This window comes from Bacteroides pyogenes DSM 20611 = JCM 6294 (assembly GCF_000428105.1).
GTDB lineage: Bacteria > Bacteroidota > Bacteroidia > Bacteroidales > Bacteroidaceae > Bacteroides > Bacteroides pyogenes.
The window spans coordinates 1-22111 of sequence record NZ_ATZH01000030.1; the positions used below are offsets into that span (position 1 = coordinate 1).

18 protein-coding genes are annotated in these 22111 nt (G+C 44.2%); 10 read left to right on the top strand and 8 right to left on the bottom strand.

Going from position 1 to position 22111, the window contains the following annotated elements; translation table 11 throughout:
* On the top strand, nt 1–286 hold a 286-nt coding region (locus tag C234_RS0108610; RefSeq protein WP_027325428.1), incomplete at its 5' end, for a transposase.
* Between the two features lie 368 nt (nt 287–654).
* Here the strand turns inward: C234_RS0108610 and C234_RS0108615 are convergent.
* The 6 genes from C234_RS0108615 to hemW form a co-directional block, all read right to left on the bottom strand.
* Nucleotides 655–1698, bottom strand: a complete 1044-nt coding sequence (locus tag C234_RS0108615; protein ID WP_027325429.1) for a DUF4249 domain-containing protein — start codon at nt 1696–1698, stop codon at nt 655–657.
* 6 nt (nt 1699–1704) lie between these two features.
* Nucleotides 1705–4401 carry a TonB-dependent receptor gene (locus C234_RS0108620; RefSeq protein WP_027325430.1) on the bottom strand — a complete coding sequence of 899 codons (2697 nt, stop codon included), beginning with the start codon at nt 4399–4401 and terminating at the stop codon, nt 1705–1707.
* Complete coding sequence (locus tag C234_RS0108625; protein WP_027325431.1) at nt 4398–5282, bottom strand: FecR family protein; 885 nt, start codon at nt 5280–5282, stop codon at nt 4398–4400. Before C234_RS0108625 ends, C234_RS0108620 begins: the two co-directional genes overlap by 4 nt.
* A 13-nt stretch (nt 5283–5295) precedes the next feature.
* Complete coding sequence (locus tag C234_RS0108630) at nt 5296–5739, bottom strand: hypothetical protein (protein WP_027325432.1); 444 nt, start codon at nt 5737–5739, stop codon at nt 5296–5298.
* 209 nt (nt 5740–5948) lie between these two features.
* The gene (locus C234_RS0108635; RefSeq protein ID WP_027325433.1) at nt 5949–6494 is read right to left on the bottom strand and encodes an RNA polymerase sigma-70 factor; all 546 of its coding nucleotides are present in this window, start codon (nt 6492–6494) and stop codon (nt 5949–5951) included.
* Nucleotides 6495–6510: 16 nt separating this feature from the next.
* Nucleotides 6511–7647 carry a radical SAM family heme chaperone HemW gene (hemW, locus tag C234_RS0108640; RefSeq protein ID WP_027325434.1) on the bottom strand — a complete coding sequence of 379 codons (1137 nt, stop codon included), beginning with the start codon at nt 7645–7647 and terminating at the stop codon, nt 6511–6513.
* 429 nt (nt 7648–8076) lie between these two features.
* Between hemW and C234_RS0108645 the strand changes: the two genes are divergently transcribed.
* From C234_RS0108645 to rprY, 3 genes are all read left to right on the top strand, one after another.
* Nucleotides 8077–10233, top strand: coding sequence for an elongation factor G2 (locus C234_RS0108645; protein ID WP_027325435.1), 2157 nt, complete (start codon nt 8077–8079; stop codon nt 10231–10233).
* A gap of 309 nt (nt 10234–10542) precedes the next feature.
* Nucleotides 10543–12099, top strand: coding sequence for a sensor histidine kinase (locus C234_RS0108650; RefSeq protein WP_027325436.1), 1557 nt, complete (start codon nt 10543–10545; stop codon nt 12097–12099).
* A 1-nt stretch (nt 12100) separates the two neighbouring features.
* Nucleotides 12101–12802 (top strand): response regulator transcription factor RprY, encoded by a 702-nt coding sequence (gene rprY, locus C234_RS0108655; RefSeq protein WP_021643928.1) that lies wholly within the window; start codon nt 12101–12103, stop codon nt 12800–12802.
* Nucleotides 12803–13180: 378 nt separating this feature from the next.
* Here rprY and C234_RS0108660 read toward each other — a convergent pair whose 3' ends face one another.
* Nucleotides 13181–13615: an acyl-CoA thioesterase gene (locus C234_RS0108660; RefSeq protein ID WP_027325437.1), complete on the bottom strand. Its 435-nt coding sequence runs from the start codon at nt 13613–13615 to the stop codon at nt 13181–13183.
* Between the two features lie 78 nt (nt 13616–13693).
* Here C234_RS0108660 and C234_RS0108665 point away from each other — a divergent pair, with 78 nt between their 5' ends.
* From C234_RS0108665 to rpe, 4 genes are all read left to right on the top strand, one after another.
* Nucleotides 13694–14257, top strand: coding sequence for an L-threonylcarbamoyladenylate synthase (locus C234_RS0108665; RefSeq protein ID WP_027325438.1), 564 nt, complete (start codon nt 13694–13696; stop codon nt 14255–14257).
* Nucleotides 14258–16051, top strand: a complete 1794-nt coding sequence (locus C234_RS0108670; RefSeq protein WP_027325439.1) for a chloride channel protein — start codon at nt 14258–14260, stop codon at nt 16049–16051.
* A gap of 73 nt (nt 16052–16124) precedes the next feature.
* Nucleotides 16125–17093, top strand: coding sequence for a methionyl-tRNA formyltransferase (fmt, locus tag C234_RS0108675; RefSeq protein ID WP_027325440.1), 969 nt, complete (start codon nt 16125–16127; stop codon nt 17091–17093).
* Nucleotides 17094–17191: 98 nt separating this feature from the next.
* Complete coding sequence (gene rpe, locus C234_RS0108680) at nt 17192–17842, top strand: ribulose-phosphate 3-epimerase (protein ID WP_027325441.1); 651 nt, start codon at nt 17192–17194, stop codon at nt 17840–17842.
* Between the two features lie 143 nt (nt 17843–17985).
* On the opposite strand, the gene C234_RS17470 is transcribed toward rpe, so the two are convergent.
* Nucleotides 17986–18381, bottom strand: a complete 396-nt coding sequence (locus C234_RS17470) for a hypothetical protein (protein ID WP_148295191.1) — start codon at nt 18379–18381, stop codon at nt 17986–17988.
* Nucleotides 18382–18679: 298 nt separating this feature from the next.
* Here C234_RS17470 and C234_RS0108690 point away from each other — a divergent pair, with 298 nt between their 5' ends.
* Both C234_RS0108690 and C234_RS0108700 read left to right on the top strand, forming a co-directional pair.
* Nucleotides 18680–20776 carry a ComEC/Rec2 family competence protein gene (locus C234_RS0108690; RefSeq protein WP_423774566.1) on the top strand — a complete coding sequence of 699 codons (2097 nt, stop codon included), beginning with the start codon at nt 18680–18682 and terminating at the stop codon, nt 20774–20776.
* A gap of 214 nt (nt 20777–20990) precedes the next feature.
* A complete protein-coding gene (locus C234_RS0108700) occupies nt 20991–22028 on the top strand; it encodes a DHH family phosphoesterase (RefSeq protein ID WP_027325443.1) in 1038 nt (345 codons plus the stop codon).
* Nucleotides 22029–22111: the final 83 nt, after the last annotated feature.

Sequence of the window (22111 nt, forward strand, 5' to 3'; positions counted from 1 at the left end):
TAAAGAAGAAGCTAAGGGCTATTTGGCATTTTGGTGCGATGTTGCCATTGATGCCAAGTTAGAACCGTTTCGCAAATTTGTAAACACCATCAAAGCACATTGGTCTGGTATAGTCTCTTATTTTGAGAATAGAGGCGTTACCAATGGTGTGCTAGAAGGTATTAACTCTAAAATTCAACTGGCCAAAAGAAGAGCTAGGGGATACAGCAACGTAGACAACTTCATAAGAATGATCTACTACATGTCGGGTAAACTTGACATGGCCTACCCACACGATTCGTTATAGGGCCGAAAAAATCTAATACCTATTGAAAACTCTTTTAAGTTTTTCTTTTTACCTACGCAAATATAGGAATGTGTTTTATAACATTAAAATATAGAAGGAGAAAAGATGCTTTTTACCGCATTTTCTTGATATAAATCAAGAGAAGGTTGTTCTTTTTGATAGTTTAAACAGTAAATCAAACATGATTTGTCAGCTGTGTGCGGAAACGAATTATTATTAAGCAAATATTAACTCCTAATTTTGCATTAAAATGAAATGAATTGATAAGCTTATTGATATCTGTCGCCAACCATGAACGGGAGCAAATTAAGAATCATTTTAGTCATGAATTTCTTTATAGAAAAACGTAAAAAGTCTCTATCTAAGGCTTAATCGTAATTTTCTTCAAATAAACGAATCGTTTTATGGGTCTCTGTGCTGATGCTTACAATCCCCGTTCCTCCCTGTACATTACTTGGGTAATTGATGGCTTCGTTCAAGACTTCATCAAACGCATCCGAATCTACAATATTCAAGGCTCTTAAATAATAATACTCTGTCTCGGTGATACTAAGCACACGTATGACAGCATCGACTTTGCAGCTTAATTTGTTATTAATTCCATTATATGCCTGAGGTTTCGGATCGTTGTAAACAGTCATCACATAAGAAGAATTTTCGAAGCGTGAATCATCGAAGACCCCATATACGTTGCTAACATTGTCGAACATCCCGTTCTCCTCTTCCGCATCACTTTGCGGACGTCCGTCTGTCAATACTATATCTTCACGAAAGATATAACTGTAATCATGATAGATACTGGTTATAATGCTTCGTTTCTGTTTGCTCCCTTCATTTCCCCACTGCCAGTCATTTCTGTTTTCAAACCAACTGACCCACTCTGTTCGCTTGTCTACAATCAGCCTATAGAAATTCCTTTCGTTTGGAATATCATTCAGTGTGATTTTATAGCGCAGACAGTTTTCTATCCTTCCATGATGTCGTAAAGCAACATTCATTGTTTCGACTTCTCGTATCTGCGGCATTGGTTTCGGCACGCCGACCTCCACCCATGCATGATGCATGCCGTCATCGGTTCGCGCGTCAATACGTACCAAATCGCCGGGAAGAAATGTACCGGATAGCTTGAACATGCATTGTGACAAATGATTTGTTTCTTTTTTATCCATCGGACGCAATTTTTCCCTTAGCTCTCCGTTTACGCGTATTTCAAGCGAAGCATCTTTGACATGTCCGGGGCTGCCATGTCCGGTAAAATTAAGATATAGATAGTTAGTCAGACTGTCTGCATTGATGAACGCATTCATTACCAACTTGGGAGGATTTTCTTTGATATCAAAAGGAATCTCATTTTTACATGAAGAAATTAATACCATAAAAAGTGAGAACACGATGGAAATATTTATTTTCATAACAGTTTAAAATTTATAAGTATATGTAAATGATGGAATTACAGGAAGTAGCGTAAATTTTGTGATTACCATTCTTGAGGGGTGATTGTCTTTCATCGTCCGATAAACGAATGTCGGATTCATTGCATTGTAAACATTGTATACACTGATATTCCAAGTACGCATTCCCCTTTTTGTTTTTTTGTGAAAATTGATACCTATATTCAATCGATGAGTAGACGGCAATCGGTAATTATTCCGATGTTCCACATAAGGAGCCTCGTCCAGCGGAGAATTTTGAGTCATAATATTATAATAAGAATAATAACTCCAATCGCTTCTTCCATTATTTGAACCTTCGGGGCGGATAATCATGGTTTCTTCTTCGGGAATAGTGGCTGCACTTCCGGTATAAAACACCCACGATGCTCCCATATCGATGGCGTCGCTGAACTTGTGACTCAAGGTGAGGTTCACGTTATGTCGGCGATCGTATTTGTAAGGAAAGCGTTTACCGTTATTGATACCTCCTTGAGCAAATTTCCGGTCGCTTTTTGAAAGCGTATATGACAGCCATCCGGTTGTTTTGCCTATCGTTTTCTGCGCCATCAACTCAACTCCCATCGAACGTCCGTCACCCATTTCAACTTTCTTTTCCCATCCTGAGGAAGAACCTAGAAAACTAACTCCTTCTTTATATTCCAACACATTGCGCATATTCTTGTAATATCCTTCTATAGAAAATTCCCATCCACTGATTCCCGTATGATAAGCGCCCAAAGCGTATTGATGTGCGCGCATCGGCTTCACTTGTTTGGTTACCGGCACCCACAGATCCGTAGGCATCGCGATGGGAGCGGACGACAATAAATGTACATACTGATTCATTTTCGTGTACGATGCTTTCAAAGAAATAGATCTGTTCGCTTGATAACGAGCCGATAAACGAGGCTGCAATGACAGATAGCTACGTTTTTGTACGTTGAAGAAAGATAAATGAAACCCCATATTAACTCGAATTCTGTCTCCTATCTTTATATTGTCTTCAGCGTAAGCAGATAATTCGTGAGCGTATATACGACTGTTGCCTATGCTGTGATACGTGGTGTCTTGCTCACTTTGTTTTTCAGTATGTTCGGTTATTTTAGAAGTCATCACTTCCGGACGAAAGTTGTGATATAAATACCCCGTTCCAAATTTGATATGATGGTTTGGAGTTGGATTATAGTCGAAATCTATCAGATAACTCCAGTCGCGAATACCCGACCGGTAGTTCCCGGAGTATTTATTAGTGATGGTTTCTCCCTCGTTTATCTGTCGAATGTTTGAGTATGAATGCATGTCCAGCGAATAATTATTAAAGGCTATAGTCGTATTACCAAACAGTTGATTGTTGAAAATATAATTCCAGCGGGCAGATAAAATGGAGTTGCCCCAGTTCATTCTTCCTCCGTCGAAATAGGTGGCATTTTCTTCAAACTGATTGGAGAAGTGGTCTTTCCCATTATAAAAACTCAAAAACAAACGACTTCGATCAGAAAATTTATGGTTTATTTTAGCATTGATATCATAAAAAAAATAGTTGTATTTCTCTTCTTTTGCCATGAACGGTTTGGCTAATAAATCAGCGTAAGAGCGACGTGCAGAAAAATTAAACGATGTTCTGTCCTTTATAATCGGACCTTCGAAGTTAATTTTGCTCGTTAGCAATCCGATGCTGAGCGTTCCGTGGTAATTCTTCATATCGCCATCATTGGTACGTACATCGATCACAGAAGAAAGACGTCCGCCAAACCGCGCGGGAAACGAACTTTTGAAAAACGTGACTTTTTTAACGGCTTCAGGGGTAAATACCGAAAAAAAACCGAATAGATGATCCACATTGTATACCGGTATGCCATCGAGCAAAATCAAGTTTTGATCGGGACCTCCACCTCTGATATTCAATCCTGCTGTCCCATCTGTTCCGGCCTGGACTCCGGGCATTAACTGAATTGTCTTCATCACATCCGCTTCACCTAAGATATTAGGAGTCTTCTTAATTTGCACCATGGGAATCTCCGTTGCGCCCATTTGTGTTGCCATAGTTCCGGCTTCTGCTTTATCTGATATAATGACTACTTCCTGAAGTTGATTGGCGTCTCTCATGCTGATGTTAAGCAGTGTATCCTGACGAAGTCGGAAGGAACGCATTTCTGTTTGGTAGCCCAGATACGAAAAATGAAGGCTCACCTCTCCTTCAGGTAGCGTGATGCTATAAAAACCGTATGAATTTGTAGTAGTTCCCTGCTGGAGGTTACGCTCAACGATGTTTGCCCCTATCAGTGTTTCAGATGAAAGGAAATCTGTTACATATCCGCTAATTGTAAATTTTCTAAGAGATAATCGGCTTTTTTCTCTTTTTTTCTTCAATAGAATGTAACGACCGGAAATTTGCCAACTGATTCCTTCTTCCGAAAACGCATGTTCGAGAACTTCATGTAACGGTTCATGTTTGACGACTAAACTTATTTTCCGTTTTATTTTAACCTCTTCTCCATAAACAAAAGAATATCCGGTAGATTTTTCTATCTGTTTTATAAAATCTTTCATATCTGCATTACGCAGTGTGAAACTCAAGTATGTCTCGGGCGATTGTGCTTTTGCCGACAAAACACTTCCAATAAGCAGGCATGTCAGCAAGCACGCTTTGAGTAGTCTATAGTTCAACATTGTTATATTCATTGATTAGTTGGATTAGTTGTGAGAATTATCTTACCATTATTTAAGGTGTAATCGAAATAGCCGGCTTTATGCAATACAGACAAAATGGTTTCCAATGTCTCTTCATTCGGGAAACGTGCCGTAATGCGATAGTTTTGTATGGCGGTATCGGCTATCACGATGTCGACATTGAACCGATTGCCCAACTCTTGTATAATCTCTTTCAACGGAGTAGATTCGAAAATCAGCTCGCCATGTATCCAAGCTATGTCGATAGCGCTGTTTTCTGCTATCTTCCGAATAAGCCGGCCTCCTACCTTATTATATATAGCTTTCTCATTTGGTTTTAATATTAAGCAGTCCGTTTTTTCCCGGTTACCGACTGCTACTGAACCTTCAAGCAATGTCGTTTCTATACAGGAATTGTTTTTATAAGCGTTTATATTGAAAAGAGTACCTAATACTTGCACGCGGATTGCTTCCGTTTCTACAATAAACGGATGTCTTTTGTCTTTTTTTACATCGAAGAAAGCTTCTCCCGTAAGTGTCACTGTTCTGTTTTTTCTTTTGAAGTGTTTGGGGTAAGAAAGTGAAGAATGGTGATTCAAAGTTACTTTTGTTCCGTCCGGAAGATGAACTATGCCGATACTGTTCATAGTAGAAACTTTTTGAATTTGGGTAGATTGTAAGTAGTAAAACACCATCCACGCCGATAAACAAACCAATGCCACCGAAGCTGCTATTGCGAGACCGTTTCCAAGCCATTGGCGGCGTTTCCGATGGAATAATTTTTTCTCTATGCGGGGATAACCGGCTGCTGCCGAAAATTGCTTCCGTGGAGATCGTGTAGAATCGATTAATTTTTCGAGTATTTTTTCTAACTCAGCATCGCTATATTTCATTCTTCTGTACTCTTTATTGATGACTCACTTTTTTAAGTTGAACGGAAAGTTTACTGATTTCTCCTTCTTTCCATTGAGGGATACAACTAATTTGTATATTCTGTTTTGCCGCTATCATTCGTTTAGGGAATATCTTGACCTTTATGCTTGCTGTTTTCTCTCCGGCTTTGAGCGTGACTTCTTTTTCGAAAAGTTGAAGCGCTGACACTTCTCCAAGAGAAGATCCGGGGGTTGTAAGGACAACAGTTCTGGCATAATCTGTTTTCTGAGCGGCTATAATCTTAAATTCCGTTTCAAATTCCGTTTGGTTACATCCAATTAATATTTTTCGTAAAGCGTATTTAAATCCTACATAATCTTGCGGATAATTATCATTGCTGTTTCCGCACGAGATTGTAAGCAAGCAGAAGGTCATTACGAGAAATTTCCTGTTGTTTTCTATAAGCAATCTTTTCATGTGTCTACGATAATTATTTGGTTTATCTGTTCATAAAGACCGCAGGATCTGCCAATACCCCTATCGCAAATCTGTTAAAAAAGACAAATAAAGACAAGAGAGCTATCATACTCTCCTCTTTCTTTTCCGAGTAGCTGAAAAAGAAAAGACACCTGCCGGTTATTAAGTAAATAAAATGCGAGGTAGAAAAAACAATATAACGTAAGCCTTTAGCTGCTGATAGCCGCTTTCAGTCGACTCAAGGCTTTTTGCAGCTGTGCATCTACGGTTTTTATACTGATATTCAGATCTTTCGCTACTTGAGCATAAGTTTGCTTCTCTTCACGGACACGGATAAAGACCTCTCGACAACGCTCGGGGAGACGATCAAGAGCTTTTACATAACGGGCAAACAATTCTTCGCTAATCAGGCATTCTTCGGGGGAATTAGTTGTGGCTTCCGGTCCACACGAGGAGGTGATGGACAACGGTGGAGATTGCTTCATTTCTTTCTTCAGGTAGTTTAGCGAAGCATTTTTTATTAAAACGAAACAATAGTCTTCTATATTCAGCACTTCAGGCAAAACATTGCGCCGATTCCACAACTTCAAGAATACATCGAGCACGACTTCTTGCGCCCATTCCTCTTTTTTCAGATAATAAAATGCAATACGAAACAATCGGTCGTAAGTCATGTCATAGAATCGCCGGAACGCAGTTTGCGAATCCTGCTCTTTCATTTGGCGCAGTAACTTTCGTATTTCCGGTTCTGTCATCCGCCTCCTCCCGTCTCTATTCTTCTTTTACCCATAGCAAATCGCGCATGATGCCATCTGAAATAAATAACCCTTCCCGTGTAAGCTTCCATGCTCCGTTTCGTTCTTCCAGCTTTCCATATTCAATGTAAGGCTCAGCCATTTGTCGGCAGCAAGCAGAGAACTGTTCGCCAAACTCTTTCTGCAATCTCTCGATCGAGATTCCCCACATGGTGCGTAGCGAAGTAATGATATATTCGTTATAGCGTGTGGGCAAATCGAGTTGTTCCATTTCGAATGCCCTTTTCCCTTTTTCAATGCCTTCGATATAACATTGGAGGGAAGATGTATTCCACTCGCGGGTTGTTCCGTTGAACGAATGTGCCGAGGGACCGCATCCCAAGTAATGTATTCCTTGCCAGTAAGAAGTGTTGTGGCGGGAGTATTTGTCCGGTAAGCAGAAATTGGATATTTCGTAATGTTCGTAACCTGCTTTGCTCAATGTATTCATCAAAGTGGAAAAAAAACAGACGCTACTCTCTTCATCCACTTCATGCACTTGTTGTAGGCGAAGCATCTTATAGAGCGGCGTTCCCTCTTCATAAATGAGGTGGTAAGCAGAAATATGCGGAGGACGCAGTTCCAGGGCTTGTGCGAGATCGTGTTGCCAGCGCGTTATTGTTTGGCCGGGTAAGCCATACATTAAGTCGATGCTAAAGTTATCGAACCCGACTTGCCTGCATCTGCCCACAGCCTCAATGGCAGTCTGAGCGTCGTGTCTTCTGTTGAGCAGCTTCAGAGTCTCATTATGAAATGTTTGTATGCCTATGCTCAGCCGGTCGAACGGTTGTTCCCGGAGCATTAGCACGTATTCTTCGGTCAAGTCGTCGGGATTGGCTTCCAAAGTAACTTCTCCGCAATGCTGTGTATCGAAACATTGGCGAATGGTTTTGAATATCCGTTTGAAGTCTTGCTCAGACAGTTGCGATGGAGTGCCTCCTCCGAAATATATCGTTTCTACGCGTTTATCAGCCAGATAGCCACTTCGCATTTCAAGTTCTTTGCAAAGAACCTCTACAAACTTATCTTTCAAGTCATTTCGGGTAGTAGAGTAAAAATCGCAATAGCTGCATCGAGTCTTGCAGAAAGGAATATGAATATAAATTCCTGCCATAGATAGCCGTTCAATGTTTGTTCGAATCGGTTGCAAAAGTAAAATCTTTTTCGTAGACTTGAAAGTTTTTATTTATATTTGACCATTGAATCTATTGAACTTGTTATAAAAAATAACTGTTTCATTCTTTTTATCTTTTTTATTTGAGGAGGGCAAGCATTGCCGTTGGGTGCTTTTGAAACAGCTTTTTGTATTGAAGATGCTTTGTTTGGCTCCAACAACTTACATTCAATCCTCATCACACCACAATATAAAGCAAGAGGATATCATACTCGCTTGGCATGACTCTATCGGAAATATGTTTCATAGCATTGTTTTGTAACACTGTTATATTTGTTGCTTTTCCCCTAATTAATCTCTAATTTGCGACTCGCTAAAAAAAGTATGCGGTAAACGCATATAAAATAATTATTTTAAATCTTATATATTATGAAGGTATATCAGACTAACGAAATCAAGAACATCGCTTTATTGGGAAGTTCTGGCTCTGGGAAAACCACTCTCGTGGAAGCTATGCTTTTCGAGAGTGGTGTTATAAAACGTCGCGGAACAATTGCCGCAAAAAATACGGTCAGCGATTATTTCCCTGTTGAACAAGAGTACGGATACTCTGTTTTCTCTACCGTTCTTCATGTAGAATGGAACAATAAAAAACTGAATATTATAGATTGTCCAGGTTCGGACGACTTTATTGGCAGCGCTGTTACTGCTCTCAACGTGACCGACACCGCAATAGTTCTTCTCAACGGCCAATATGGCGTTGAAGTCGGTACGCAAAATCACTTCCGATATACTGAGAAACTGAATAAACCCGTTATTTTTCTGGTCAACCAGCTTGATCATGAAAAATGCGACTACGATAATATTTTGGAACAACTGAAAGAAGCTTACGGAGCGAAGGTAGTTCCTATTCAATATCCTATTTCTACCGGTCCCGGTTTCAACGCATTGATTGATGTGTTGTTGATGAAAAAATATTCATGGAAACCCGAGGGGGGAGCGCCGATAATTGAAGATATTCCGGCCGACGAAATGGATAAGGCGATGGAAATGCATAAAGCATTGGTCGAAGCCGCCGCCGAAAATGATGAAGGCTTGATGGAAAAATTCTTCGAACAGGATTCTCTTTCCGAAGACGAAATGCGTGAAGGTATTCGAAAAGGGTTGGTTGCGAGAGGAATATTCCCCGTATTCTGTGTTTGTGGAGGAAAAGATATGGGAGTTCGCCGCCTGATGGAATTCTTAGGCAATGTGGTTCCATTTGTTTCAGAAATGCCGAAAGTCGAAAATACTGAAGGAAAAGAGGTGGCTCCCGACGAAAATGGACCTCAATCACTTTACTTCTTTAAAACAAGCGTCGAACCTCATATCGGCGAAGTTTCTTACTTTAAGGTGATGAGCGGAAAAGTACGCGAAGGAGACGATTTGGTGAACGCCGACCGTGGATCGAAAGAGCGTATCGCACAAATCTATGCGGTGGCCGGAGCTAATCGTATCAAGGTGGAAGAATTGCGGGCCGGAGATATCGGCGCGGCTGTTAAGCTAAAAGATGTGAAGACCGGAAATACGCTGAACGGTAAAGACTGCGAGTATAAGTTTAACTTCATTAAATACCCGAATTCTAAATATTCGCGTGCCATAAAGCCACTGAATGAGGCCGATGTGGAAAAGATGATGACCATATTGAACCGTATGCGCGAAGAAGACCCGACATGGGTAGTTGAGCAATCGAAAGAACTGAGGCAAACATTGGTACACGGGCAGGGTGAGTTCCATCTTCGCACGTTGAAATGGCGTTTAGAGCACAATGAAAAACTTCAGGTGAAATATGAAGAGCCCAAGATACCATATCGGGAAACTATTACGAAAGCCGCTCGTGCAGACTATCGCCATAAGAAACAATCGGGAGGAGCCGGTCAATTTGGGGAGGTACACCTCATCGTAGAGCCTTATAAAGAAGGCATACCTGTGCCCGAAACTTATAAGTTTAATGGACAAGAGTTTAAGATTAATGTGAAAGGAACCGAAGAGATTCCATTGGAATGGGGCGGAAAACTGGTATTCATCAATAGTATTGTGGGCGGTTCGATTGACGCTCGTTTTATGCCTGCCATATTGAAAGGAATAATGTCGCGAATGGAACAAGGCCCCTTGACCGGATCGTATGCCCGTGACGTACGCGTGATTGTTTACGACGGTAAGATGCATCCTGTCGATTCTAACGAAATATCTTTCATGCTTGCCGGACGCAATGCATTCAGTGAAGCCTTTAAGAATGCCGGACCGAAGATTTTGGAACCTATTTACGATGTCGAAGTATTTGTTCCTTCGGATAAGATGGGCGATGTAATGGGAGACCTTCAAGGGCGCCGTGCCATGATTATGGGAATGAGCAGTGAGAAAGGCTTCGAAAAGTTGGTCGCTAAAGTTCCATTGAAAGAAATGTCGTCTTATTCTACTGCCCTTAGCTCTCTGACCGGAGGTCGAGCTTCGTTTATCATGAAGTTCTCCAGCTATGAGCTCGTACCGACCGATGTGCAAGACAAGCTGATAAAAGACTTTGAGGCTAAACAGGTTGAGGACTAACTATAAATATAATTTAAAAAAAACGAACCGACGAGTATCATACAACTTGCCGGTTCGTTTTTTATTAGTCTGTTTCTACTGTTCGCATCGGGCTTATTCTCCATTTAACGCTGACCTTTTAAAGAAAAGAGTACCTCATTGCACAAATCGTTAATTTTTCATTATTTTTGCAGCATCCTAAATCTCAGAGGTTACTTTATTAGTCAGATTATTAATCAAATTCGAGATTTGAGTTAATTTGCGCTTTTACCGAGTTAATTCAGGTTAATACGCGATGAAAGTTAATTAGGGAGTGTTAATTTTGCTGTCATGAAGAAGTCAACAATTTGGATATTGAGTGTTGTGATGGGGCTTTCTTTTCTTAGTTTACTGTTTTTGCAGGTAAGCTATATAGAAGAGATGATTAAAACCCGTAAGGAACAATTTGATTCGGCTGTGCGAAATAGTTTGAATCAGGTTTCCAAAGATGTGGAATATGCCGAAACGAGACGTTGGCTGATCGAAGATATTTCTGAAGCCGAGAGAAAAGCATTGACAGCCAACAATGCATCCATACAGCAAGATCGCCTGATGCAGCAAACACAACGCTTTACGGTAAGATCGCGCGACGGGAAGATGTATTCGGATTTTGAATTGAAAGTCATGACTACTAAGCCTTCGGATTTACCCAAAGCCATGATTTCCCCCTATCGGGGAACGAAAACAATTCCGGAGACTTCGCGGTCGTTGGTAGAGAGCATTAAGAATCGGTATATGTATCAGCGGGCACTGCTCGATGAAGTCGTTTGGCAGATGATTTATCATGCCGGCGACCGTTCGATAGGCGACAGGGTACGCTTCAAGGATTTGGACGATTACTTGAAATCCAATCTCTATAATAACGGCATAGATTTGCCCTATCATTTTACAGTCATCGATAAAGATGGCCGAGAAGTGTATCGTTGCGCAGATTATGAGGCTAAAGGAAGCGATGATTCTTACCAGCAGGCACTGTTCAAAAATGACCCTCCTGCAAAAATGAGTATCTTGAAAGTCCATTTTCCGGGAAAAGAAGGATATATTTTCAATTCGGTCAGTTTCATGATTCCGTCATTGATATTCACATTCGTTTTGTTGGTTACATTCATTTTCACCATTTATATTGTGTTCCGTCAAAAGAGACTGACAGAAATGAAGAATGATTTTATCAACAACATGACTCATGAGTTTAAAACGCCGATTTCTACGATATCACTGGCTGCCCAGATGTTGAAAGACCCTTCCGTAGGGAAATCCCCACAGATGTTCCAGCATATATCGGGAGTGATAAACGATGAAACCAAGCGCTTGCGTTTTCAGGTCGAAAAGGTTTTGCAGATGTCCATGTTCGACCGGCAAAAGGCCACACTGAAGATGAAAGAAATTGACGCGAATGAGTTGATTACAGGAGTCATTAACACCTTTGCGCTGAAGGTAGAAAGATATAATGGCAAAATTACATCGAACCTTCAGGCCACCGATCCTGTTATATTTGCAGATGAGATGCATATTACCAACGTGATTTTCAATCTGATGGACAATGCGGTGAAATATAAAAAGCCGGAAGAAGAGCTGGAGTTGAACGTGAAGACATGGAATGAAGCCGGCAAATTGATGATTTCGATAAAAGACAACGGGATAGGTATCAAGAAAGAAAATTTAAAAAAGATATTTGATAAGTTCTATCGTGTGCATACGGGTAATCTGCACGACGTGAAAGGCTTTGGTTTGGGATTGGCTTATGTGAAAAAAATTATAGTCGATCATAAGGGAACCATCCGCGCCGAAAGCGACCAGAACGTAGGAACTAAATTTATTATAGCATTACCTTTATTAAAAAACAATTGATATGGACGAAAAATTGCGTATTTTATTGTGCGAGGATGATGAGAATCTTGGCATGCTTTTAAGAGAATATTTACAGGCAAAAGGTTATTCCGCCGAGTTGTATCCTGATGGGGAAGCCGGTTACAAGGCTTTTCTTAAAAACAAATACGATTTGTGCGTATTCGATGTGATGATGCCCAAGAAAGACGGGTTTACATTGGCACAGGACGTGCGTGCCGCCAATGCTGAAATTCCTATCATTTTCCTGACGGCTAAAACGTTGAAAGAAGATATTCTGGAAGGATTTAAAATAGGCGCCGATGATTACATCACCAAACCTTTCAGTATGGAAGAGCTTACATTCAGAATCGAAGCGATCCTGAGACGTGTGCGCGGAAAGAAAAACAAGGAAAGCAACCTTTATAAGATCGGTAAGTTTACTTTCGACACGCAGAAACAAATCTTGTCTACGGAAGACAAGCAAACGAAGCTGACCACCAAAGAATCGGAGCTTCTGGCTTTGCTTTGCGCCCATGCAAATGAAATATTACAGCGCGATTTTGCATTGAAGACCATCTGGATTGATGACAACTATTTCAATGCGCGCAGTATGGATGTATACATCACTAAATTGCGTAAACACTTGAAAGAAGACGATTCTATCGAGATCATCAATATTCACGGAAAGGGCTACAAGCTCATTACTCCGGAAGTTGAATCTTGATTCTTGCCGGCCTTAATTACTTGTGCATAAAGCTTGTTTTCATCGTTTTTATTTTATTCATCCATGGATGATAAAAAGAGGGAAAAAGCTTTGTGCCTGACATGGCCGTTTACAGAACAATTGCCCCAAAAACCGTGAGGGTGGCTTGAAGATCCGCAAGGTTTATTCAGCCGATCTTCTGAAAATATGAGATGACATGTGAAATGAAAATCAAGTTTTCATGGGCACATGTCATCTTTTTATAGTTTGCAGCTATGATTTACCCAAGCGAAATTTCAATGACAGCGAAATTTCAATGACAAGGAGATTTGGAAAATAATCGAAGTGTTTACATATTTTTTTGTACAATGATGCGTCTTCTATAGAATTGCCGTATTTTCATTTTTTTCTCCTGACGTCTTCTTCCTCATAATCGCAAATAGCTTCTATCCACTCTTTAGGCAAAGGTTTCGATTCATGTTTTTCCAAATCGAACATAACCATTACCGATTTACACACACATTTAACATCTTGTGTTTCCGTATCGATTACCCGTTGTATGAGGTGAAAACTCTTGGTGCCGATTTCAGAAACTTTGGTTTGCACGGCTATATGGTCCGAACCGAATATTTGTGAAAGAAATTCGGCTTCAATATGCACAACCACGATTCCTTCCTTTTCCCAGTTCACCTCAGGGCATACCTTGGCAAAATACTCTGTTTTTCCCAAATCATAGAAAGAAAAATAAACCGTGTTGTTGACGTGCCCGAATTTGTCCACATCGTTAAAACGCAGTTGTATGGGCAACGTATGATGAAAAGTGATTTCTTCCATTGTTTTTACCTAATCTTTTTGTATTCGACTCAAAAGTACTATTTTTGTGTGTTATTCTCAATAGAAATATTACAAGAAATGATAGAAGATATTAAAAAGGCCTGTCAGGTGATGAATGAAGGGGGCGTAATTCTTTATCCCACCGATACGGTATGGGGAATAGGATGCGATGCGACCAACGAAGAGGCGGTGCGCCGGGTGTATGAAATAAAAAAACGGGCCGACAGCAAGGCGATGCTGGTTCTTGTGGACTCGCCGGTAAAGGTAGACTTCTATGTGCAGGATGTGCCGGATGTGGCGTGGGATTTGATGGAAGTTGCCGACAAACCGATGACGATTATCTATTCCGGAGCTCGTAACCTGGCTTCGAACCTGCTGGCCGAAGACGGAAGCGTGGGCATCCGCATCACCAACGAACCTTTTTCCAAACAGCTCTGCCGGCAATTCCGCAAAGCGATAGTGTCTACTTCCGCCAATATCAGCGGCGAACCGGGAGCAGCCAATTTCAGCGAAATAAGTGAGGACATCAAGTCGGCTGTAGACTACATCGTAAGTTTTCGGCAAGACGACATGAGCCGTCCGTCGCCTTCGAGTATCATTAAACTGGAACCGGGAGGAGTCATTAAAATTATTCGGAAATAAATGGAGAAAGAAAAAGTAAGTTTGGTGCAGCGACTTATCAAGTGGCGCGAAGAGAACATAAAGGAGAAGAAATTTATTTTGATATTGAGCTTTCTCGTAGGTATTTTTTCGGCCATCGCCGCTTTGTTTTTAAAAACATTGATTCATGAGATTAAAGATTTTCTGACCGACAACTTTACCGCTACAGGAGCTAACTACTTATATCTGGTATATCCCATTGTCGGAATCTTTTTGGCAGGTTGGTTTGTGCGGAACGTTGTGAAAGACGACATCAGCCACGGGGTAACCAAGATATTGTATGCCATCTCCCGCAGGCAAGGACGAATCAAAAGACATAACATCTGGTCGTCCACCATTGCCAGCGCCATTACCATCGGATTCGGAGGATCGGTAGGAGCCGAGGCGCCCATTGTGCTCACCGGTTCGGCCATCGGCTCCAATCTGGGCAGTGTTTTCAAAATGGAGCACCGCACGCTGATGCTGCTGGTGGGTTGCGGAGCGGCGGGAGCCGTAGCCGGTATTTTTAAAGCGCCCATTGCCGGACTGGTGTTTACGCTGGAGGTGCTGATGATCGACCTGACGATGTCTTCCTTGCTTCCCCTTTTGATTTCCGCCGTCACGGCAGCCACCGTGTCGTACGTCACGTCCGGAACGGAAGCCATGTTTAAGTTTCACCTCGATCAGGCCTTCGAGCTGGAACGTATCCCATACGTAATTTTACTGGGCATTCTCTGCGGGCTCGTCTCTCTTTATTTCACCCGCGCCATGAGCTTTGCGGAAGGAGTCTTCGCCAAGCTTTCCAACCCCTACAAGAAGCTTGCTCTCGGAGGGGTGATGCTGAGCGTGCTTATCTTCCTTTTTCCTCCGCTATATGGCGAGGGTTACGATACGATCGAACTGCTTTTGAACGGAACCAATGCCGCCGATTGGGACAAGGTGATGGACAACTCTTTCTTCTACGGCTATGGAAGCCTGCTGCTCATTTATCTTGTGTTTATCATTCTGCTGAAAGTATTCGCCACCAGCGCAACGAACGGTGGCGGAGGATGTGGCGGTATTTTTGCTCCTTCGCTTTATCTGGGCTGTATCGCCGGATTCGTTTTTTCTCATTTCAGCAATGATTTCGCTTTCTCCGCTTATTTGCCCGAGAAGAACTTTGCTTTGATGGGAATGGCGGGGGTGATGAGCGGAGTAATGCACGCGCCGCTGACAGGGGTGTTTTTGATAGCCGAACTGACCGGCGGATACGACCTTTTCCTCCCGTTGATGATTGTATCGGTGAGCGCCTATCTTACGATTATCGCTTTCGAACCCCACAGTATCTACTCGATGCGTCTGGCAAAGAAAGGAGAATTGCTTACTCACCATAAAGACAAAGCCGTGCTGACTTTGATGACTATGGAGAATGTGGTGGAGAAAGACTTCGTGGAGGTGCATCCGGAGATGGAACTGGGCGAACTGGTGAAAGCCATTGCCTCGTCACACCGGAATGTGTTCCCGGTGACGGATAAGAAAACGGGCGTATTGCTTGGCATCGTATTGTTGGACGACATACGCAACATCATGTTCCGTCAGGAACTCTACCACCGGTTTACGGTGAACAAGCTGATGACTTCGGCGCCTGCCAAGATATACGATACCGACGGCATGGAGCAGGTGATGCAGACTTTCGACGATACGAAAGCATGGAACCTGCCTGTGGTGGATGAGGCGGGACGCTATGAAGGATTCGTCTCGAAGTCGAAAATCTTCAATTCGTACAGAGAGGTGTTGGTACACTTCTCGGAAGATTAAACAAATGGCGATGAGAACGAGACGATTGAGGCTTTACGTATGAATAAAAGTAGATTTCTAACAAAAAACTGCAATGGAAAAGAAAGATTTAAGAATAGTATATATGGGTACTCCCGACTTTGCGGTGGAGAGTCTGCGCCAATTGGTGGAAGGCGGATATAAAGTGGCAGGCGTCATAACCATGCCCGATAAACCCGCCGGACGGGGACATAAGATACAGTATTCTCCGGTGAAGCAATACGCTTTGGGCCAGAATCTCCCGTTGTTGCAACCGCAGAACCTGAAGGATGAATCATTTATACAGTCGCTTCGCGACTGGAAAGCCGACCTGCAGATTGTGGTGGCTTTCCGCATGCTTCCGGAAGTGGTTTGGAATATGCCTCGCCTGGGCACTTTCAATCTTCACGCTTCGCTGTTGCCTCAGTATCGCGGAGCGGCGCCCATCAACTGGGCGGTGATAAACGGCGATACGGAGACGGGCATCACCACATTCTTTTTGAAGCACGAAATAGATACGGGCGAGGTGATCCGGCAGCAACGGGTGCCCATTGCCGACACGGACAATGTGGAGGTGGTGTACGACAAACTGATGATGCTGGGCGGCAAGCTGGTTGTGGAGACAGTAGACGATATTCTGAACGACAGGGTGAAGCCGATGCCTCAGGAAGAGATGGCGGTGGCGGGCGAACTTCGTCCGGCTCCGAAGATTTTCAAGGAGACGTGCCGGATAGACTGGAACCGGCCGGTGAAAAAGATATACGACTTCGTGCGCGGACTGTCTCCGTATCCGGGCGCATGGACCGAATTGATTAGCCCGGAAGGCGAAACAGTGGTGCTGAAAATCTTCGAAAGCGAAAAAAACGTTGAAAAGCACGGACTTATTCCGGGAACCATCGTCACCGATGGAAAGAAGACAATCAAAATAGCCGTGCCCGACGGATTCCTCTCCATCCTTTCGTTGCAACTGCCGGGTAAGAAACGTTTGAAAACGGACGAATTGCTTCGCGGATTCCGGCTGACCGAAGCGTATAAAGTAAATTGACTCTCCTCCGGTCGGAAGCAATGGGAAGCGCAATGCCGGCGTGAAAGTTTGTAAAAGCATAATGAACTTATTTCTAATCTAATAAAACAATAAGAAAAATGAAACCAATAATCGCTCCTTCTATTCTTTCCGCAGATTTCGGAAATCTGGCGAGAGACATTGAAATGATCAACCGCAGCGAAGCGGAGTGGGTGCATATCGACATAATGGACGGCGTGTTTGTGCCGAATATCTCGTTTGGCTTCCCGGTCTTGAAGTACGTGGCAAAACTCAGCCGGAAGCCTTTGGATGTTCACCTGATGATTGTCAGTCCGGAGAAATTCATTCCCGAAGTAAAGGCGCTGGGCGCTCATACGATGAACGTACACTATGAGGCTTGTCCGCACCTGCACCGGGTGATTCAACAGATCAGAGAAGCCGGAATGCAGCCGGCGGTGACGATCAACCCCGCTACGCCGGTGGATGTATTGAAAGATATTATCCGCGATGTCTACATGGTGTTGCTGATGAGTGTGAATCCCGGATTCGGCGGACAGAAGTTTATCGAACATTCGCTGGAGAAAGTGCGTGAGCTGAAAGCATTGATAGAACGTACCGGTTCGCAGGCTTTGATTGAAGTAGACGGCGGAGTGAACCTCGAAACGGGTGCCCGCTTGGTAGAAGCCGGGGCCGATGCGCTGGTTGCAGGCAATGCAATTTTCGCCGATCCTGAACCCGAGAAAATGATTCGGATGTTGCACGGATTATAGCAAAGTCGTTGCCGGACAGACTTCCGATTGTTTTTTTGCTCATTCAGCTCTTTACGAAAAAGCAATCGGATGTTGTTTTTAAAGCCTGCGGTGCTTGAAAACAGGATTTTGGTGCTTGGAATCAGGGCTTGTAATGTTTGAAATCAGCGTTTCTGATGCTTGAAAACAGAGGCTGTAATGTTTGAAAACAGAGCCTGTAATGTTTGAAAACAGAGCTTCTGATGTTTGAAAACAGAGCCTCTGATACTTGAAAACAGAGCTTCTGATGCTTGAAAACAGAGCTTCTGGTGCTTGAAAACAGAGCCTCTGATGCTTGAAAACAGAGCCTCTGATACTTGAAAACAGAGCCTCTGGTACTTGAAAACAGAGCCTCTGGTACTTGAAAACAGAGCTTCTGGTGCTTGAAAACAGAGCCTCTGATGTTTGGAAACAGAGCCTGTAATGTTTAAATCAAAGCCCGCCGTGTTTGGTTTGAAAGCCCGCCGCCTTTTTTTCAAAGCCCGCCGCCTTTTTTTTAAAGCCCGCCGTGTTTTTTTCAAAGCCCGCGGCCTTTTTTTCTAAGCATTGGCGCCTTTTTTTCGATCGACGGCCTCTACAAACTATCTTTCTCTTTTTCAGCGACTTATATCCTTCCGAAGGAATGGAGATAAAAGGTCCTCTCTCCTATCCGTTTGGAGGATGGAAATGGCAGACTGCATGAAACTAAGAAAGAGAATCTTCTGAGGAGTCCGTACATGAGTGCGAAGAAGCGAAGGGATTCGGCAGGTCTTGGAGCGGAACGATGCGGGAAAAGAATTTTTAAAAGCTTTATGTATCAATAACGGATTTGAAGCGATCATGTTGCCTACTGCCTCGTTGCATCGATATCCTTACGTGCGTCTGCTTGCTCCATGGATAGCAGGCATTTTTTGCGGAGATCGGTTTTTCGACCGGCCGACGGGTTTGTCTCTCCCCGTTTTTCTCTTTGTGCTGTTTGCCGTGCTGTCTGTCGGGTGTCATTTCCTGAAGCGGCATACCCTACGGTGGTGTTTCGGATTGTCCGTAACGATGCTTTGTTTTGCCGGGGGATGGATTGCCATTACTCTTTCTCTCCGGCAGTCGGTTTACGCTTTTCCCGAAGGAGAAACGGCGTATCACCTATCTCTGTCCGACAAGCCCGAACGGAAAGCGAAGAGTTTCCTTTGCCGTGTCGATGTAAGGTCGTATCGCGATTCGCTGTCCGTTCGTCCGGTCTCTCGCCGGGCAATTGTTTATTTTCAGGCGGATTCCGCTGCGGCCGCCTTGCGCGAAGGAGACGAATTGCTGGTGTTCGCGCGCATTTCTCCGCCGGCAAACCGGAACAACTTCGATGAATTCGACTATGCCCGCTTTCTCTTGCGTAAAGGGACAGCAGGTACGGGATACGCGGCTTCGGGCAAATGGACGAAACTCCCGATGCGCCGTCCTCCCGGGTGGCATGGTCTGGCAGGCAACTATCGGGGGCAATTGCTCGATATTTATCGTTCGTTGGGTTTCGACGGTGATGAATTGGCTGTGCTTTCGGCGCTCACGGTAGGCGATAAACGTGAATTGAGCGAAGACATCCGCGAAAGTTATTCGGTTGCCGGAGTCAGCCACGTATTGGCTTTGTCGGGTTTGCATATCGGCCTGCTGACCGGGTTGCTTCTATTCATCCTGAAGCCTTTGACAAGGCGTTCCCGTACAGGAAGAGTGGCGGGAGCAGTTCTGCTGACGGCCGTTTTGTGGCTTTTCGCCTTTGTCACCGGCTTCGCGCCATCGGTGGTTCGTTCCGTCTGCATGTTTTCCATCTGGATATCCGGCAGCCTGTTGGCAAGAAAGTCCTTGTCGGTCAACACGCTGGCTGCAACAGCTTTCGCCATGTTGCTCTATCGTCCGTCGTGGCTGTTCGATGTCGGGTTTCAATTGTCCTTTCTGGCGGTTGCTTCCATCCTGTTGTTGCATCCCGTTATCTATCCGCTTGTTTCGCTGAAAGGACGAACGGGCACATACATTGGCGGACTGATGAGTGTGTCCGTTGCGGCGCAAGTGGGCACGGCGCCGCTCGTTTGGGTTTACTTCTCCCGTTTTCCCGTGCATTTTCTGCTCACCAACCTCGTGGTTCTGCCGCTTGTCACAATCATTCTTTATGCGGCGGTCCTGATGCTGGCGCTCACTCCTTTTCCGGCGGCGCAGGCTGTCGCGGCGCTTCCTGTCCGTTTGCTGCTGAAAACACTCAACGGTTTTGTGCAGTGGGCGGAACAGCTTCCTTACGCGTCGGTCGACCACATCCGGTTTAGCCCGGCGGAAGCCCTAATCGCCTACCTTTTTCTTATGTTTCTGCTATGCTTTGCGCACATGCGCCGGGCACGATACCTTCAGGCATGTCTTTTTTGCCTGCTATCGTTAGCCGCTTTCCGCGCGATAACGGATTGGCGCCATCGCCCGCAGCGGAGCATTGTCTTTTACAACCTGCCCAATTGCCCGGTTGTTCACTGCGTGGAGGGTGACGGGCGCTCGTGGCTGAGCTATGCGGACAGCGTGCCCGATACCGAAAGCTTGCGGCGCACGGCAGGACGCTTCTGGCAACGCAGCCGGCTGAACGAGCCGAAACATGTGATTGCCGACCATCGCGAAGGAAACTTCTTCATTCGCCAACGCCTGCTTACTTTCTACGATTGCCGTGTATGTATCGTTGCCGATAATCGCTGGCGCGGAAAAACAGCGCGCGGCCCGTTGCCGGTTCGTTACCTCTATCTTTGTCGCGGTTATGGCGGGCGGTTGCAAGAACTTGTCCCGCTGTTCGCCCCTTCGTGCGTGGTCATGGATGCGTCGCTTTCCGACCGGCGGAGGCGTCTTTTCGAAAAAGAATGCGAACAATTGGGAATCCGCTTTATCTCCTTGCCCGATAAAGGTTCTGTCCGGTTTTTGCTTTAAGTACGGAGAAATATTGTACATTTGCGGAAATTAATGAAAGTGTGCCGGAAACCGCCGGAGTTCATCCGGGCAGCTTACGTCTGCCGGCGGAAAGACAAATGCCGGGAAAGGATTTGGCTATGCTTTCGTGACAGAATGAAAAGATTAAACTAACAAAAAACGTGGCAATCTCGATTGGGAAACTCGCAGTCGGCGTTTGCCGCCTCATTGAACCATGCTGACCAAAGTTATAGAACAGGCAAAAATAGACCATTTCAGCAAATGGTTTGTACGCGCCGATAAAGTCGTAATCGTATCCCATGTATCTCCTGATGGCGACGCCATCGGATCGTCGTTAGGGTTGTACCATTTTCTTGAATCACAGGAAAAAACGGTCCATGTGATAGTTCCCAACGCTTTCCCCGACTTCCTGAAATGGATGCCGGGTAGCAAAGATATTCTGCTGTACGATCGTTACAAAGACTTTGCCGATAAACTGATTGCCGAGGCGGATGTGATTTGCTGCCTGGATTTCAACACCCTGAAGCGCATCGATGCGATGGAAGATGCCGTAGCTGCATCTCCCGCCCGCAAGATATTGATCGATCACCACTTGTATCCGGACGATTTTTGCCGGATCACCATGTCCTATCCCGTTATTTCTTCCACTTCCGAGTTGGTGTTTCGCCTTATCTGCCGCATGGGCTATTTCGGCGATATCACGAAAGAGGGAGCCGAATGTATTTACACCGGCATGATGACCGATACGGGCGGATTTACTTATAACTCGAACAACCGGGAGATTTATTTCATTATCGGCGAATTGCTCTCTAAAGGAATAGACAAGGACGATATTTACCGGAAAGTGTACAACACCTACTCTGAGAGCCGGTTGCGATTGATGGGCTACGTCCTGTCCAACATGCGGGTTTATTCCGATTGTAATGCGGCCTTGATTACATTGACCAAAGAAGAGCAGGGCAAGTTTGACTATGTGAAAGGCGACAGCGAAGGCTTTGTCAACATTCCTCTCTCTATCAAGAACGTTTGTTTCTCCTGCTTCTTGCGCGAAGATACCGAAAAACCGATAATCAAGATATCGCTTCGTTCTGTCGGCAAATTTCCCTGCAACGAGTTGGCGGCGGAATTCTTTAACGGAGGCGGGCATTTGAACGCTTCGGGCGGTGAGTTCTTCGGCACGATGGAGGAGGCCAAGGCGGTGTTCGAACAAGCCCTTGCCAAGTATAAGCCTTTACTGACCGCGAACGAGTGAAAAAGTGAAGGTTAAAAGAGGATAGGAAAAGGTTAAAAGATACGAACTTTCGACCAAGCTATCCATACTTTCCGTGAATTTGA

Excerpts from the sequence above, each read along its gene's own strand:
- C234_RS0108615 (WP_027325429.1), bottom strand. The coding sequence starts at position 1,698 with ATGAAAATAAATATTTCCATCGTGTTCTCACTTTTTATGGTATTAATT.
- C234_RS0108620 (WP_027325430.1), bottom strand. The coding sequence starts at position 4,401 with ATGAATATAACAATGTTGAACTATAGACTACTCAAAGCGTGCTTGCTG.
- C234_RS0108625 (WP_027325431.1), bottom strand. The coding sequence starts at position 5,282 with ATGAAATATAGCGATGCTGAGTTAGAAAAAATACTCGAAAAATTAATC.
- C234_RS0108630 (WP_027325432.1), bottom strand. The coding sequence starts at position 5,739 with ATGAAAAGATTGCTTATAGAAAACAACAGGAAATTTCTCGTAATGACC.
- C234_RS0108635 (WP_027325433.1), bottom strand. The coding sequence starts at position 6,494 with ATGACAGAACCGGAAATACGAAAGTTACTGCGCCAAATGAAAGAGCAG.
- hemW (WP_027325434.1), bottom strand. The coding sequence starts at position 7,647 with ATGGCAGGAATTTATATTCATATTCCTTTCTGCAAGACTCGATGCAGC.
- C234_RS0108645 (WP_027325435.1), top strand. The coding sequence starts at position 8,077 with ATGAAGGTATATCAGACTAACGAAATCAAGAACATCGCTTTATTGGGA.
- C234_RS0108650 (WP_027325436.1), top strand. The coding sequence starts at position 10,543 with ATGAAGAAGTCAACAATTTGGATATTGAGTGTTGTGATGGGGCTTTCT.
- rprY (WP_021643928.1), top strand. The coding sequence starts at position 12,101 with ATGGACGAAAAATTGCGTATTTTATTGTGCGAGGATGATGAGAATCTT.
- C234_RS0108660 (WP_027325437.1), bottom strand. The coding sequence starts at position 13,615 with ATGGAAGAAATCACTTTTCATCATACGTTGCCCATACAACTGCGTTTT.
- C234_RS0108665 (WP_027325438.1), top strand. The coding sequence starts at position 13,694 with ATGATAGAAGATATTAAAAAGGCCTGTCAGGTGATGAATGAAGGGGGC.
- C234_RS0108670 (WP_027325439.1), top strand. The coding sequence starts at position 14,258 with ATGGAGAAAGAAAAAGTAAGTTTGGTGCAGCGACTTATCAAGTGGCGC.
- fmt (WP_027325440.1), top strand. The coding sequence starts at position 16,125 with ATGGAAAAGAAAGATTTAAGAATAGTATATATGGGTACTCCCGACTTT.
- rpe (WP_027325441.1), top strand. The coding sequence starts at position 17,192 with ATGAAACCAATAATCGCTCCTTCTATTCTTTCCGCAGATTTCGGAAAT.
- C234_RS0108690 (WP_423774566.1), top strand. The coding sequence starts at position 18,680 with ATGTTGCCTACTGCCTCGTTGCATCGATATCCTTACGTGCGTCTGCTT.
- C234_RS0108700 (WP_027325443.1), top strand. The coding sequence starts at position 20,991 with ATGCTGACCAAAGTTATAGAACAGGCAAAAATAGACCATTTCAGCAAA.